This is a genomic window from Sinorhizobium sp. KGO-5 (assembly GCF_036245905.1).
Lineage (GTDB): Bacteria > Pseudomonadota > Alphaproteobacteria > Rhizobiales > Rhizobiaceae > Sinorhizobium > Sinorhizobium meliloti_A.
Map to the genome: position 1 here is coordinate 151,839 of NZ_BDIZ01000004.1, position 13,691 is coordinate 165,529.

Here is a 13,691-nt window from a genome sequence, read left to right on the forward strand (position 1 = left end):
TGCTGCAAAGGACAAAAACGTGCAGCAGAGGCACTGTCGAGGATTTTGCACCGGCAAGAGATGCGGGCATCAAAACGAAGTGATCGCAAATAGCAAGGATCGGACGCAGACGTTTGGTATATTTAAGCCGGTAGTAGAGTCTGCCTGCGCCAAGGAGAAAAACCCATGACCGCGCCGCACCCCTCCAAGACCCATATCGGCAACCACAAACTGCATCCCGAAACGCTGATGCTGAATTATGGTTACGACCCCGAGCTCTCGGAGGGTGCCGTCAAGCCGCCGATCTTTCTCACCTCGACTTTCGTCTTCCACTCCGCCGAGGAGGGCCGCGACTTCTTCGACTTCGTCTCCGGTCGGCGCGAACCGCCCGCTGGCGTGGGTGCCGGGCTCGTCTATTCCCGCTTCAATCACCCGAACAGCGAGATCGTCGAAGACCGGCTCGCCATTTTCGAACGAGCGGAAGCCGGCGCGCTCTTTTCCTCCGGCATGTCGGCGATCGCCACGACGCTTCTCGCTTTCGTGCGGCCGGGAGACTCCATCCTGCATTCGCAGCCGCTTTACGGCGGCACCGAAACGCTGCTCGCCAAGACCTTCCTCAATCTGGGTGTCTCCGCGGTCGGCTTTGGCGATGGTACGGACGAGGCGGCCGTCAATGCCGCGGCTGAAGAAGCGATGAGCAAGGGGCGGGTCTCCGCGATCCTGATAGAGACGCCGGCCAATCCCACCAACAGCCTCGTCGACGTCGCGTTGATCCGGCGCATTGCCGAAAGAATCGGAGAAAGACAGGCGCATCGGCCGATCGTCGCCTGCGATAACACCCTGCTCGGCCCTGTCTTTCAACACCCGATCGAACACGGGGCGGATCTTTCCCTTTATTCCCTGACCAAATATGTCGGCGGCCATTCCGACCTGATCGCCGGCGCAGTTCTCGGCTCCAAAGCGCTGATCAGGCAGGTCAAGGCCCTGCGCGGCTCGATCGGCACACAGCTCGATCCGCATTCCTGCTGGATGATCGGCCGATCGCTCGAAACCCTGTCGGTGCGTATGGAAAAGGCAAACGACAACGCCCGCATCGTCGCCGAATTCCTGCGTGACCATCCCAAGGTCGAGCGGATCCATTATCTGCCGTTCCACGACGCGGACACGCCGGTCGGCCGTGTATTCGCCACGCAATGCACCGGCGCGGGATCAACCTTCTCCTTCGACATCGCCGGCGGCCAGGAGGCGGCATTCCGTTTCCTCAACGCACTGCAGATCTTCAAGCTCGCCGTCAGCCTCGGCGGTACGGAGTCGCTCGCGAGCCACCCGGCGGCAATGACGCATTCAGGCGTGCCGATCGAGGTCCGCGCCCGGATCGGCGTGCTCGAATCCACGATCCGCCTGTCGATCGGCATCGAGCACCCGGACGATCTCGTCGCCGACGTCGCAAACGCGCTGACGATGATCTAGGCTGCTGCTGGAAATGTCGGGCCTGTTGTCGTTGACGGCGGTCAGCCGCTCGAAATCCTCCCGCACCATGCGGCGGCCGATGATGTGGGCCGGCGCGAGCGCCGCTGCATCGGTCTTGAGCAACGTCTCGCGCTCCGATCGCCCTGCGGACCGTTATTGTCGTTGGCCGGTCTGAACCGTTCCGGCCTTGGTTCTCTGTCGTCTTTGAAGCCGAGCCGCGAAAACCCGGCCCGAGGTCGTCCGGTTTGGAAGTCTGCGACAGCGTGCTCAGCGCGACCATCGCCGTCCTGTTCATTGCGGTGCCGATCCATTCGTTTTTAGGGGACGACCGGGGTCAAGCCCTCGCCCGATGCGAAAGGACGTTGACGATATTGCCGAACGGATCGCGCAGAAAGAACCGGCGCACGCCCCAGCTTTCGTCGGTGATATCGTAGACAATCTCCACACCGGCGGCCGTGGCGCGGTGATAGGTTTCGTCCACGTCATCCACCTCGATCGAGAGCGCCGGGACCGGCGTTCCGGACCCGCCTTCGGTGGCGAAACTCACCTGCGGCATTGCGGAGCGGCCAACCGCCGCAAATGTAACGATCCAGCCGTGATCCATCACCACCTCCAGGCCGAGCAGGTCCGCATAGAACCGCTGCGCCCGAAGCGGATCGGACACCTGAAGATTAGGAACGATGCGTCGTACTGTCATTCGACCCTCCCGATTGTCCGCTCCGATAGCGCCAGCTTGACGAGCGAGGCCGCGGCCGTCCCCGCCGTCTCCATATAGCTCGGATCACGGTGGAGCAGAACGACGGCGAAGCTGCCGTCGAGGAGCAACAGGACCTGCCGCGCGAGCGCTTCCGCCTCCACGATCCCTTCTGCCTCGAACACCTGCCGGAGCCAGTCCTCGAATTTTTTCTTGTGCGCGGCGCCGATACGGATCGCCGGGTGCCCCGGCATGCCGGCGAGTTCGGCGGAGGTGCGCAGGAAGCCGCAGCCCTTCCATTTCGGCTGTCGGGCGACGCAGGCAAGATTGAGGAAGATGCCCTCGACTTTCGATGCCACGTCGCCTTCGGTTTCGCTGAACCATTTCCGGAAGAGCTTGAGGTTCGGCTGATCGCGTCCCTCGAGATAGGCGGCAATCAGGTCGTCCTTGCTTTTGAAGTGATAATAGAGCGTTCGCTTCGTCACGCCGGCCGCTTCGGCGACTGCGTCCACGCCGACGGCGCGGATCCCTTCAGCATAGAACAGCTTGGAAGCGGCGGAAACGATGCGTTCGCGTGTGTTCGGTGCCGTCGTCATGGGCTATGTATACCGACTAGTGAATATACAATGCTTTGTCGCCGACTTAGCCTCCACTCGTCAATACTTGATGGGAGACAATTCATGTCCGATACGGTTCTTATCGAAATTTCGGCCGGCATCGCCCTGCTTACCCTCAACCGGCCCGAAAAGCTGAATGCCCTCAACTACGAACTGATCGATCGGCTTTTAGCCCTTCTCGACCGTGTCGAAATCGACGAGACGGTGGAGGCAGTCATCCTCACCGGCGCCGGCGATCGCGCCTTTTCCGCAGGCGGCGACATTCACGAATTCGCCGGCAGCGTGGCCAAGGGCGTGAACGCCGCCGGCCGCGATTTTGTCCGGCGGGGGCAACAGCTGACGCATCGCCTGGAGGCTTTTTCGAAGCCTGTGATCGCTGCCGTCAACGGTCTCGCCTATGGTGGCGGCTGCGAAATGACCGAAGCGGTGCATCTCGCGATAGCGAGCGAGCGGGCTCGCTTCGCCAAACCGGAAATCAAGCTTGCCATGCCGCCGACATTCGGGGGTACGCAGAGACTGCCTCGCCTGGCAGGGCGAAAGCGTGCGCTCGAGCTGCTCCTGACCGGGGACGCATTCTCGCCCCAACGCGCGCTGGACATAGGGCTCGTCAATGCCGTCGTGCCGCATGATCAACTGATCGCCTCGGCCCGAGCGCTTGCCGATCGCATCATCCGCCATTCCCCTCTTGCCACCGCCGCCATCATCACGGCCGTGACGCGTGGTCTCAACATGGCCATCGGAGAAGGTCTGCTTTGCGAAAGCGAGCAATTCGCACGATTGGTTCCGAGCCATGATCTCAAGGAAGGGCTTGCCGCCTGGAGAGAGCGGCGAGAGCCACGCTATGCCGGGCGCTGATCCGGTTCTTCAAAACGATCCGGTTCCGCACGGAGAACCGTTCGTCACTTTTCCAGGAGTGTTCTAAATTCGCGCGAAGCCGAGCACGAAAAGGGCGAGCGCGCCTGTCGAAGCGAAGGTGCGCACGTGGTTCCAGCGGACCCAGTCGGTCAGGTATCGCTGCTGCCAGAGCTCGGCGGCTGCCTGGCCGGCAGGGGCGGCCGCAAGCGCGTCGTTCAGCGGAACATTGATCGCGACCGTCACCGCGAGCGTGCCTACAAGGTAGACGAGACCGCCGGCTGCCAGCAGATAACTCCCCTGCCCGCCCCAGATGAAGGCCATGACGAGGAGGATCAGGCCAAGCAGCGCCGTACCCATGAAGGCGGAGAGAAACAGCGGGTTCTGAATGGCCACGTTGATGGCGTTCATCGCGGCGACCCCCTGATCAGGCGGGAGCCGCGACAGCGCCTGCATGATGCAGACCGAGAAGACGAAGAAGAGCCCGGCCATCAGACCGGATCCGATAGCGGCGGCAAAAGCCAGCGCAGGAACAAGGGCAACCATCGCGGCACTCCAGACGGGAACGAAGCCGCTTCGGGCCGCTTCCCTCGTTTCAGACTCGAGGCAGCGTCGACGAAAGCCAGCCGCCCGCAAAGCCGGCCCTGCTCAACCCATGGCTGAATGCCGGAATGCTGCGCGTCAGTTCCCAAATCAGGCCGCTTCTCCAGTTCTCGATCATCATGACCACGAGCCCCTGGTCAAGCCCGACGATTCTGTCGTCCACCCAACCCTCGGGGCCGTCCCCAGGCAGGCTGGGATTGAAGCCGCCGGGAAGGCAACCCTCCTTAACGAGCGCGGGATAATGCGACATCAGGTGGGAAAGGCTGCCGAGACACGCGTCCGGCTCGAACGGCAGGCCGGCGAGCGACGCCCATGGAACAAGCGTACCGTCATCGGCGCCGAATGGTGCGCCGCGTGCCTCGTAGCCGAGCAATCTCTGCCGCCGCCCGCCGCGAAGCCGCAGCCAGCCTTTCGGCGCGTGGCAGGCGCTGAAGCCCCATAGATGGCTGCAGTAACCCGCGAAGCCATGGGGATTTTCTTCGGCGTGGGCGCGCTGCAGCCTGATGGCCCGCCGGGAGTTTTCGAAATAGTCGCTATCCCTTTCACGCATCCCCCGGTCGCGAAGGCCGCGAAAATCGATCCAGGCCTGCGGAAACAGGTGGACGAAGAGCGCGCCGGCGTGGAGATGCGCCACCCCGTCGAGCGTGAGCCATTCATGCGCCGCGGTGTAGGCGTCGTAGTTCTGCGGCATGATCGGTCGTGTCGGCGATCCCAGTGCCAGGACATAAAGGAGCAGCGCCTCGCTGTAGCCCCGCCAGCGGTGTTTCAGGAAGCGCCCCGGCGGCCGCCAGCCCATTGTGACGGTATCGCCGCCATTGAGCGCCCAGTTCCAATCGGCCCGTTCATAGAGAAACGCCGTGAGGCTCCTGATCTCCCTCTCCTGCCCGCCCGAGCCGGAAAAATAGGCCGCTGCGGCCAGGGCACCGGCAAGGAGCAACGCGGTGTCGATCGTGGAGAGTTCGCTGCGCCAGGCACGCTCTCCCGACCGCATATCGAGGAAATGATAATAGAAGCCGCGATAGCCGCTTGCCCGTACGTCGCTCTGCTGCCGGCTCGCCGCGAAGAATGCGAGGGTGGCCAACACACGCCGGGCTGCCTCCGCCCGCCCGATCCAGCCGCGCTCGACCGCGACCGGATAGGCTGCCAGTCCGAAGCCGGTGGCGGCGATGCTCGACGGAGAACCCTCGCGCGAGGTGTCGGCCACCAGACCGGTTGCCGGATCGGAATGACGAAGAAAGTACCCGAACGCCGCGCGCTGCAGCCGGTCGACGCATGCGATATCCGAGTTCCAGCTCGAGTGAAACATTGTGGCCTATTCTTCGATGAGGTTGGTGACATTGCGGCGGGTGACGCAGCCATTGCCGCGATCACCGAATATTGTAGGCCCGCGTCGCGCCAGCCGTCGCGGATTTCCAATCCTGTGGTACATTCATCGGATTACATAGGCCCGGAGGCCGAGGCCGGTTTTACGGCAAATCGCGGTGCCCGGGATAGAGGGGCAGAACGCCCGACGCGTGATCCACGATGATTGGCTGATGCGATGTTAGGCACGATAGCATTGATCCTGGCTCTGAGCGGGAGCCCGATACAGTCGGCAGCCATGGCCGCCGACGTGGACGTGGAGCTATTGCTGGCTGTCGACATGTCGGGTTCGATGGACATGGAGGAGGCGCGCGTGCAGCGCTCCGGCTATCTGCAGGCGCTGCGACACCCGGATTTCATCAATGCGGTCCAGGGCGGGCTCCTCGGGCGGATCGCCATCGGCTATTTCGAATGGGCAGGGCTCGTAAACGAGGCCTCCGTCGTAAACTGGCAGGTGATCGAAAATGCTGCCGACGCCGAAGCCTTCGCCGTCAAGCTTGAGGCGCGGCCGATCGGGACGCGGCGTGGCACCTCGATCTCCAACGCGATCCTTTTCGGCACAAGTCTCATCGATTCGAACGCCTTTTCAGGTGCGCGACGGGTCCTCGACATCTCCGGTGACGGACCGAACAATACCGGGCCGCCGGTCACGCCTGCCCGCAACGATGCCGTATCGCGCGGAATCATCATTAACGGGCTTGCCATCCTCATCCGCCCGTCGGTCTCGACCGGGCCGCTCGACCAGTATTACGCCGAATGCGTCATCGGCGGCCCCGGCTCCTTCGTCCTGCCCGTCCATGAGCCCGAGGATTTCGCGATCGCAATCCGCCAGAAGCTTATACTGGAAGTAAGCGGCCTCACTCCCGCGCCGGCGCTCCGCCTGGCAGCCGGCGAAGCCGCGGCAGACTGCATGATAGGCGAGAAGCTGCGGCCCGGTTTTCTCGACAGGGTCTACCCGGAGCTGGATCGCTAGACGTGAGAGCGCGCCGCGGGTCTTCCCGCAGCGCGCTTTTTCCCCGCCCGACCATAGATCGCCTCACCGTTTCGGTGAACGGCGAAGCCGCCTTGGCTCTTTGTGACGCGACCCGCGCCCGCTGCTATTGCAACGAGTGAATTCTGGCGTCGAAGCCCGCCGCCGCGATGACGAGCTCGCTGCGATCCCGCAACTCGTTGGCAACGGCCTGCAGCGCCATCTCGACGCAATACTCGACGGCCTGAGCGTCCAATGCGCGGGCGCTATCGCGAATGTGGCTGAGCATTCTGGCGATGCTCGCAAGTTCCGTTTCAGTATCCGTCAAGGACGAAGGATGATTATTCATTTGAACCCCCATTCCGTGCGCTTCCCTGACGGCGACTATAGACGAGTTCGGATTTTTCGCGCGTTGCACGAGCGTTGCACTCGCACCGGTAGAGTACCGGAGTAGATCTCGCCAAATGCTTTGCGGGTCTGCTCCTTTATGATGCGAGCGCTTTGGAAAGCGCGCGCGGACCGAAACGGCGCGCTCTTTCACCGTCAGGGTTTTCAAGATCGGGAACGAAGATCTTGACGACCGCGAACGGCAGAGCTTCATCCGACAGGCGCACCACAATTACAGATTGCACGCCTGCATCCTTCAGATGATCGATGGTGTGCCGCAGCAGCGCATCCGGATCGGCGCCTGCATGCGGCGCCGCCGGCGCATGCAGGCACGGCGCCGCGAGGAAGGCCCGGCGGGTCGAGTCCGGCAAAGGCCGGCTGAAGGTTTCGGGAAAGACGTCGTCCCGAGCGCCGCTCATGAAGGTGAGCCGCGACTGCGCCGCTTCGGTCACCGCTCTGATCGCCGCGCGAACGGCAAAGACATGCGCCCCGCAGCCGCTTGTCACATCGACGAAACGACCATCGCCCCTGACGGCGATGTCGGAGGGGCCGAGCAGTGCCAGAAAGCAGGGAACACCGATGTCGCTGGTAATGTCGAAAAGCCGGAGATCGAGACCCGCGGCTCCTATGCGCTCGACCAGACTATTCAGCGCTGCATCGCCGAACCCCTCGGGAGCAACGCACTTTCGGTAACGGCTCTGCGGCCCTGACACGCCCCACAGGACATGGGCGTCGCGCTCGATGCGCTCCAGCAGCCCGTGCAATGTCGCTTCCTGAACGGAATTTCCCGATGCGAGCCCATCCGACGACATCCAGAAACGCGAAGGCCGGGTACGGTCCAACTGCGCCGCTGCGAGCGGTACGAACACCTCGCGGCCGGAGATCAGGTCTGAGCCGGGGGCCCAGAGCAGTTCTTCGTCCGGACCGATTTCCTCCTGCCCGGCCGCAATCAGCCCCGGAAGCGGGTTCACGGTCCGCCCGGACGCCTGCAGGGAGCGCGTCGTGGCCACAATGGTTTCGACGGCGGGTTCGCCGGCAACAGCGCGCTCCAGCGCCTCCATGACGGCGGAAACCTTCGCCTCCGCATCCGTCAGCCCTTTGCCCTGTGCAACCACGATGGATCGCGCATTCGGCGTATAGGCGCACCAGACCGGGATTCCGGTCCTGTCCAGTCCCGTGTGCCTGGCGATGCGGGTTATGCCGAAACTGGAAAGCAGAGGCCTTACACGGTCGAAGGTCTCTTCCGGACTCAGCACACGATCGGAATATTCATTGCGCAAGTCGGCCCCACCCCCATGCCGGGACCGGTCACCCGTCGAAATGGCCCGAAAACACCTTGTCGGCGGAGGACACAGCCACTGCGAGGTCGACATTCTTGACGATCGTCCCCCCTTGTGCACGGAGCTTGTCCGCCGCGGCCAGGTCGCCCGTCACCTGATCGAGCGGCCTCACGGTTCCGCTCCCCAGGTCCGCCAGCCACAGACCCGGCTCGCCGGGAATGCCTATCACAACAACCTTCGCCATATCGCTATCCCTCATCCTCAAAACCCCGCCTTTTTCAGCCCCTCACGATAGAGGTCCTTCTGCCATTGTTCCTTCATCGGAACGACGGCAAGCCACTTGTCGACGTCGAATGTCGGATTGCTCTTCAACGCCCGCATCCGGTACGCCCGTGCTTTCTTCTGGTCGCCGAGCATCGCCCAGCTTGCCGCAAGCAGCCTGTCGCCGGGCGACTTGTCCTTCATTCTCTGAACGTAGCCGATCGCGTCCTCATAGTTTTCGAGGAAATAGCTGGCACCGGCAGCGCTCCAGAAATACGTGTCGGGCGCCAGCGGATTGAGCGAAAGCGCCTTGGCCAGCTTGTCCAGCGCGTCGCGCGGACGGGAGACATGAACGAGCGTGTCGGCGTGGCTGTAAAGCACGTCGGCATAATGCGGGCTCAGATTTTCGGCGAGATCCAGCGCCGCAAGGCTCTCGTCGAGATCACCCTGATAGAGTTTGACGACACCGAACTCGCGGTGTGCTCCGGGCAGATCCTCATTGCTTTCGATCGCCCCCTTGGCGTGATGCTCCGCCACCGAAAGAAGTTCCCGATCGCCGCGGGCCGTCAGGATCCACTCGATTGCATAGGTGCGCGCCATCCCGCTCAGCGCCGGAGCGAAATCCGGCTTGTGTTTGAGCGCGGCCCTGAAATCCCGGCGTGCCCTGCGGATTTCGGGAAGCCCCACGCTGGAGAGGTTTCGCAGGCCGGCGAGGTAGGCGTAATAGGCCTCCGGATGGGCCAGATAGTCGATACGCGCGGCACGGCCGGTCTCGACCTGCTCCGTCACCGCCCGGGCGACATGAAAGGCGATTTCCTGGCGTTGCTGGAGCAGACCGACCGGAGATATCGCAAACCGCTCCGCCCAGACGATCGCGTCGGAGGGCAGAAATATGAGCTGCGTGAAAAGTCCCTGGTCCGACATGCGGCAGTCGAGCGCATAGGTGACGCCATGCTTTTCCAGGAACGCAGCCTTGTCCGCGGCATCCCGTATCCGCTCCGCCGTGTAAGGAGCAACGACCGACATCGACCGTTGCGCACATAGACCGATCGTGATGTCCTCGACCACGGCCACGCTGACCGCGTGAAGCATCGGATCGCTGCCGAAGGCCGCCGGCGGAAGCAGAGCGACACGGGGTGCCGGCGCAACCGGCGGAGCACTCGCCTCCCTTGCGAACTCCCTGCCAAACGCAGCCTGCGGCAGCCGGGCCCTTTCCGGCTTGCCGCCCCCGATGACCAGCCCCCCGCCGGTCATCCGCTCCAGGATCGCACGCACGGCCGTATCCATCGGATCGAGCTCGAGGAGGTGCATGCACGCGCTGCGCCGCAGAGACCTGTCGGCAAACCGCTCTTCGCCGCCGAGAAGCGCCGCACGCATCACCTGCGTGAACAGCCGCCGCTGTTCTCCGACCCAATCCGCATAGCGGCCCGGCGGCACATCCGCGCTTGCCAGAAACCCGTCGCGCCAGAGCGCAAGCCCGGTGCGGAACGCTTCTTCCGACCGTTCCAGCGCCTCGAAACCGTCGACGTCGCAGGTAATCTCCCCCAGCGTAACCTCGGTTTCCGTCGCCGTAATGAGCGGCCCCGACTCCGCAGCAAGGTGGCGCATGCGCCACAATGTCGACCGCAGGTTCTTGAAAGCGACGCTCTTTTCCCGCTCGGGCCAGATCAGCATTGCGAGCTTTTCACGGGAAGCCGTTTTCTCCCCGGACACGCAGAGATAGGCGAGTATCAGCGACCCCCGCTCGGGACACGCCACAACCACGCCGCCGGAATCGACCAGCCGCAACTCCCCGAATGTCTGCAGACGATAATGCGGCCCCGCCACGAAAACCTCAAATGGCTCGAATAGTGGAAGCGCCGCCGGCGACCGGCGAGACCGTCGACATCTCGTTCACCAACCCTCTCCTGCCCCTTCGGCACGAACACCAAAGCGCACGCTGCAACCAACGTCGCCCCACGGCTCATCGCTGGAGAAAGAAGGACGGACGCCGAACAGACCGGCAATCTCTGCAGGCGCAGCCACCGATCGGCACGGTTCATGCCTCCGGATGTGCGGCTGCGACGCCCGGAGCCATACCTGCCCGTCCCTTTGTTCACTTCCCAGCCCGATGCGGAAACGCATGCAGCCCAGATGGGAACATGCTCGAAAAGCCGGAACATGGCAACTCATTGCCGCTTATATCTGTTAAGGACGCAGCCCAAGACGGCGTCCGCGGAGCTTCCGCATCGTTGTTCGCCGGCCGTTTTCATGCTATGTTCAACGGGATCGATCGAGGGTGCCGTAACCCCGCTGCAGATCGTTCGCCGGAGCGCGCTTGGCCCAAACAAGCGCGCTTTTTGCTGTCGCAATGCCAGCGGTTACCAATAGGCAATCCATGACTCAACAATATGAATGGCGGACTTCGGAAGTCGTTGATCAACTCATTGCGCTCGGGGTAAAGCCTGGAGGCGTTCTGCTCGTTCACAGTTCCTTTCGCAGCGTCAGGCCTGTCGAAGGCGGGCCGCTCGGCGTGATTGCCGCTCTGCGTGCCGCCATTGGCCCGGAGGGCACACTCGTCATGCCATCATGGTCGGGTCTTGACGACGAGCCGTTCGACCCCGCGACGACACCTGCAACATCCGATCTGGGAGTACTCGCCGACACGTTCTGGCGTCTGGAGAATGTGACGCGCAGCGACCATCCGTTCGCGTTTGCGGCAGCCGGCCCGCTTGCAGCACGCATCACATCAGACACTCTGCCCCTGCCGCCGCACGCTCCCGCAAGTCCTATAGGGCGTATCCACGAACTAGACGGGCAAGTGCTCCTCCTCGGCGTCGGGCACGATTCGGACACCACGCTGCATCTCGCCGAGCTGATGGCGAAGGTCCCCTATGGAGTGCCGAAACACTGTACGGTCCTCGATGACGGAAGGCCGATCCGCATCGACTATCGCGAGAACGATCACTGCTGTCAGAACTTCAACCTGGCCGACACCTGGCTGCGGCGAAAGGGCTTGCAGCGGGAGGGCCCGGTCGGCCATGCCCATGCTCGCCTGATCCGCTCGCGAGACATCGCGAGGATCGCCACGGATCAACTGGCCCGCGATCCACTCGTCTTCCTGCATCCGGTAGAGGCAGAGTGCGACGAATGCGATGCGGCGCGCCAGTCGGCCGGCTGCGCTCGTGGCGGCAGCCTCGCCGGGTGATCAGCTCGGCCGTCTCCTACGGCAATGTCTGACGACATGGGACGGTTTTACGAAGCCGAGTATTTGACCGTTACGCCGCGCTGCCGAAAGTAGGCCTGCATCAGCTTCCTGCCAGAACGGTTGTTCTGTGCGAGCCTGCCCGGATCAAAGACGGCCTCTTTCAACCCCTCCCGCGTCAACGCTGCCTTGAGAGTCGCGATATGCGCGTCGATGTCGGCATTGTCCGCCTGGAGCGATTCATAAATGCGGTTTATCGCATCTGCGACGGTCGGTTCGCTCACCATTACACTCCTGTTGTTGTCTGGCTGGCGCTTACCATACTTTTTGGCTTGACCCTAGAGGACGCTCTGTCTCCAAGTCTCCAACAGCATGACGTCATTGACGATCCAAAGGAAGCGACCCATCTAAGCGTCATGCCGAAACACGACAACAGTCGCATCGAGCTGCTCAAGACATGGGTGCTGCCGCCAGCGGCGACATTGGGTTCATCCGTCCGCATGAAGGGCATCCTTCTGGAAATTCGCGCGCGGCTTCCGTCTGCCACGAAGAAATCGCTCAATCTCGATGGTCGCGAGCTCACGCTTATGATGTCCGCAAGCGAGAAGGCTGCGTTCCACGCCGCATCGGCCGTCGTCGCCGAGGCGTTGGTAAACATCGAGACCCTTCCGGTGATTCCGCGCGAGATCGAGGACATTCTCACGATCAAGACGAGCGAAAGACATCGCTGGCTGGCCGACGGACGCTTGCCGAGTGCTGGAACGCGAACGGTCAAGTTGCGCGGGCGCGCCAGAAAGATAACGTTTCATGTCTTCGACCCGAGGATTGTCGGAGACATTCTCGACCGAGGCGTCGTGGACGATTGGCGCGAGGAAGACGCGGCGGCTGCCGCCGAAAACCGCAGACGGGCTGCGTACAAGGCGAAGTTGACGCGATCGTTGAGAAAAACCGCCAAGGGCGGGTCGAATTCCGAACACGGAGACGTCGCCTCCAACCTGGCCGGATGGGAGGAGTTCGGGCGCGATGGACTTCTTCGGTAATCAGTAACCGACCGGATTGCGCCCGGACGCGGTCACCCCTTCTTTATAATTGCCGTCGATGATGACCGACACGAATTGGGGCGAGCGATTTTCTGATGACCGACGTAACACTAGCCTTCTACGACACGAATGCCGAGAAATATGCTGCCAACGGGGGTGCTCCCAATCCGAGGTTGTTCACCTTCCTCGACCGTTGCAGGCCAAACGGTAAAGTCCTGGAACTGGGAACCGGTGGCGGTGTCGATGCAGCCGCCATCATCGAAAGAGGCTTTGATCTTGACGCCACTGACGGCTCCCCCGAACTCGCCGCCATTGCTTCGCGCCGCATCGGACGGCCGGTCAAGACAATGCTCTTCAATGAGCTGGATGCCATCGGGATTTATGACGGCGTATATGCTTGCGCTTCCCTGACCCATGTACGTCGATCCGACCTTCGCGGTGTGATCGAGAAAGTTTACCGGGCGATGATCGAAAACGGGGTCGTTTGGGCGAGCTTCAAAACAGGAGCCGAGGAGGGTTCGGACGCACTTGGTCGTCATTATAACTATCTATCGCAAGACGAGTTGATACGGATCTGGCGTGCAGCGGCACCTTGGCGGGCGATTGAAACGGAAGCGTGGTTGGGCGGCGCTTACGACCGGAAGGCAACGGAATGGTTGGCGATTACTGCCATGAAGTAAATCCGCTGAGGCCTGTTGAGATTTATTTTGAGTTTATGATTGGGTTGCTTCGTGCGCCACTGCATGTTTCCTTTGATCGTAGCCGATCAATGGACAAAAACATGCAGCCGCTTAAAGGGCTACAGCGGAGGACTGCAACCTCTCCTCGTTCCTCATCCCTGTGCTTGTCACAGGGATCCAGCAGCGCCGCGTCTGCGGCGCGGGAGAGCCTTTCCAGCCCAAGGACTTGGCCTGGCTGGATTCCTGTGACAAGCACAGGAATGAGGGACCGGGATGTGCGGCTACTGCAACTTCCGTTGCGAATATGCGAAG

15 protein-coding genes are annotated in these 13,691 nt (G+C 62.4%); 6 read left to right on the plus strand and 9 right to left on the minus strand.

The annotated features are described in order from the left end of the window. Nucleotides 1–165: 165 nt before the first annotated feature. Entirely contained in the window at nt 166–1,449 is a 1,284-nt protein-coding gene (locus tag BHD07_RS19035; RefSeq protein ID WP_100671778.1) for a cystathionine gamma-synthase family protein, read from the plus strand. Nucleotides 1,450–1,783: 334 nt separating this feature from the next. Here the strand turns inward: BHD07_RS19035 and BHD07_RS19040 are convergent, their stop codons facing one another. Both BHD07_RS19040 and BHD07_RS19045 read right to left on the minus strand, forming a co-directional pair. Further along, the gene (locus BHD07_RS19040) at nt 1,784–2,146 is read right to left on the minus strand and encodes a glyoxalase superfamily protein (RefSeq protein WP_275597596.1); all 363 of its coding nucleotides are present in this window, start codon (nt 2,144–2,146) and stop codon (nt 1,784–1,786) included. After that, nucleotides 2,143–2,739, minus strand: coding sequence for a TetR/AcrR family transcriptional regulator (locus BHD07_RS19045; protein ID WP_338282528.1), 597 nt, complete (start codon nt 2,737–2,739; stop codon nt 2,143–2,145). The genes BHD07_RS19040 and BHD07_RS19045 overlap by 4 nt, the downstream gene beginning before the upstream one ends. Nucleotides 2,740–2,823: 84 nt before the next feature. Here BHD07_RS19045 and BHD07_RS19050 point away from each other — a divergent pair, with 84 nt between their 5' ends. After that, on the plus strand, nt 2,824–3,615 hold the full coding sequence (locus tag BHD07_RS19050; protein ID WP_338282530.1) for a crotonase/enoyl-CoA hydratase family protein: 792 nt from the start codon (nt 2,824–2,826) through the stop codon (nt 3,613–3,615). 63 nt (nt 3,616–3,678) lie between these two features. Here BHD07_RS19050 and BHD07_RS19055 read toward each other — a convergent pair whose 3' ends face one another. Continuing rightward, nucleotides 3,679–4,158 carry an anthrone oxygenase family protein gene (locus BHD07_RS19055; protein ID WP_338282532.1) on the minus strand — a complete coding sequence of 160 codons (480 nt, stop codon included), beginning with the start codon at nt 4,156–4,158 and terminating at the stop codon, nt 3,679–3,681. A 49-nt stretch (nt 4,159–4,207) separates the two neighbouring features. Beyond that, nucleotides 4,208–5,521, minus strand: coding sequence for a glucoamylase family protein (locus BHD07_RS19060; RefSeq protein ID WP_338282534.1), 1,314 nt, complete (start codon nt 5,519–5,521; stop codon nt 4,208–4,210). Nucleotides 5,522–5,755: 234 nt separating this feature from the next. Between BHD07_RS19060 and BHD07_RS19065 the strand changes: the two genes are divergently transcribed. After that, nucleotides 5,756–6,550: a DUF1194 domain-containing protein gene (locus BHD07_RS19065; RefSeq protein WP_018095570.1), complete on the plus strand. Its 795-nt coding sequence runs from the start codon at nt 5,756–5,758 to the stop codon at nt 6,548–6,550. A gap of 124 nt (nt 6,551–6,674) precedes the next feature. On the opposite strand, the gene BHD07_RS19070 is transcribed toward BHD07_RS19065, so the two are convergent. The 4 genes from BHD07_RS19070 to BHD07_RS19085 all read right to left on the minus strand — a co-directional run bounded on the left by BHD07_RS19070 (nt 6,675) and on the right by BHD07_RS19085 (nt 10,302). After that, nucleotides 6,675–6,908, minus strand: coding sequence for a hypothetical protein (locus tag BHD07_RS19070; protein WP_018095571.1), 234 nt, complete (start codon nt 6,906–6,908; stop codon nt 6,675–6,677). 124 nt (nt 6,909–7,032) lie between these two features. Further along, nucleotides 7,033–8,214 carry a YcaO-like family protein gene (locus tag BHD07_RS19075; protein ID WP_338282537.1) on the minus strand — a complete coding sequence of 394 codons (1,182 nt, stop codon included), beginning with the start codon at nt 8,212–8,214 and terminating at the stop codon, nt 7,033–7,035. Nucleotides 8,215–8,242: 28 nt separating this feature from the next. Continuing rightward, complete coding sequence (locus BHD07_RS19080; RefSeq protein ID WP_100671978.1) at nt 8,243–8,458, minus strand: hypothetical protein; 216 nt, start codon at nt 8,456–8,458, stop codon at nt 8,243–8,245. A 17-nt stretch (nt 8,459–8,475) separates the two neighbouring features. Then, nucleotides 8,476–10,302 (minus strand): adenylate cyclase, encoded by a 1,827-nt coding sequence (locus BHD07_RS19085; RefSeq protein ID WP_379938114.1) that lies wholly within the window; start codon nt 10,300–10,302, stop codon nt 8,476–8,478. 550 nt (nt 10,303–10,852) lie between these two features. Between BHD07_RS19085 and aac(3)-IV the strand changes: the two genes are divergently transcribed. Next, nucleotides 10,853–11,662 (plus strand): AAC(3)-IV family aminoglycoside N-acetyltransferase, encoded by an 810-nt coding sequence (aac(3)-IV, locus tag BHD07_RS19090; protein WP_338282540.1) that lies wholly within the window; start codon nt 10,853–10,855, stop codon nt 11,660–11,662. Between the two features lie 47 nt (nt 11,663–11,709). Here the strand turns inward: aac(3)-IV and BHD07_RS19095 are convergent, their stop codons facing one another. Next, nucleotides 11,710–11,946 carry a hypothetical protein gene (locus BHD07_RS19095; protein ID WP_100671788.1) on the minus strand — a complete coding sequence of 79 codons (237 nt, stop codon included), beginning with the start codon at nt 11,944–11,946 and terminating at the stop codon, nt 11,710–11,712. Between the two features lie 129 nt (nt 11,947–12,075). On the opposite strand from BHD07_RS19095, the gene BHD07_RS19100 reads away from it, so the two are divergent. Continuing rightward, complete coding sequence (locus BHD07_RS19100; protein WP_338282544.1) at nt 12,076–12,699, plus strand: hypothetical protein; 624 nt, start codon at nt 12,076–12,078, stop codon at nt 12,697–12,699. Between the two features lie 95 nt (nt 12,700–12,794). Beyond that, nucleotides 12,795–13,379 (plus strand): class I SAM-dependent methyltransferase, encoded by a 585-nt coding sequence (locus BHD07_RS19105; protein WP_338282545.1) that lies wholly within the window; start codon nt 12,795–12,797, stop codon nt 13,377–13,379. Nucleotides 13,380–13,691 lie beyond the last annotated feature (312 nt).

What these genes read in the sequence shown, in the direction of transcription:
- BHD07_RS19035 (WP_100671778.1), top strand. Translation starts at nt 166, where the DNA reads ATGACCGCGCCGCACCCCTCCAAGACCCATATCGGCAACCACAAACTG.
- BHD07_RS19040 (WP_275597596.1), bottom strand. Translation starts at nt 2,146, where the DNA reads ATGACAGTACGACGCATCGTTCCTAATCTTCAGGTGTCCGATCCGCTT.
- BHD07_RS19045 (WP_338282528.1), bottom strand. Translation starts at nt 2,739, where the DNA reads ATGACGACGGCACCGAACACACGCGAACGCATCGTTTCCGCCGCTTCC.
- BHD07_RS19050 (WP_338282530.1), top strand. Translation starts at nt 2,824, where the DNA reads ATGTCCGATACGGTTCTTATCGAAATTTCGGCCGGCATCGCCCTGCTT.
- BHD07_RS19055 (WP_338282532.1), bottom strand. Translation starts at nt 4,158, where the DNA reads ATGGTTGCCCTTGTTCCTGCGCTGGCTTTTGCCGCCGCTATCGGATCC.
- BHD07_RS19060 (WP_338282534.1), bottom strand. Translation starts at nt 5,521, where the DNA reads ATGTTTCACTCGAGCTGGAACTCGGATATCGCATGCGTCGACCGGCTG.
- BHD07_RS19065 (WP_018095570.1), top strand. Translation starts at nt 5,756, where the DNA reads ATGTTAGGCACGATAGCATTGATCCTGGCTCTGAGCGGGAGCCCGATA.
- BHD07_RS19070 (WP_018095571.1), bottom strand. Translation starts at nt 6,908, where the DNA reads ATGGGGGTTCAAATGAATAATCATCCTTCGTCCTTGACGGATACTGAA.
- BHD07_RS19080 (WP_100671978.1), bottom strand. Translation starts at nt 8,458, where the DNA reads ATGGCGAAGGTTGTTGTGATAGGCATTCCCGGCGAGCCGGGTCTGTGG.
- BHD07_RS19095 (WP_100671788.1), bottom strand. Translation starts at nt 11,946, where the DNA reads ATGGTGAGCGAACCGACCGTCGCAGATGCGATAAACCGCATTTATGAA.
- BHD07_RS19100 (WP_338282544.1), top strand. Translation starts at nt 12,076, where the DNA reads ATGCCGAAACACGACAACAGTCGCATCGAGCTGCTCAAGACATGGGTG.
- BHD07_RS19105 (WP_338282545.1), top strand. Translation starts at nt 12,795, where the DNA reads ATGACCGACGTAACACTAGCCTTCTACGACACGAATGCCGAGAAATAT.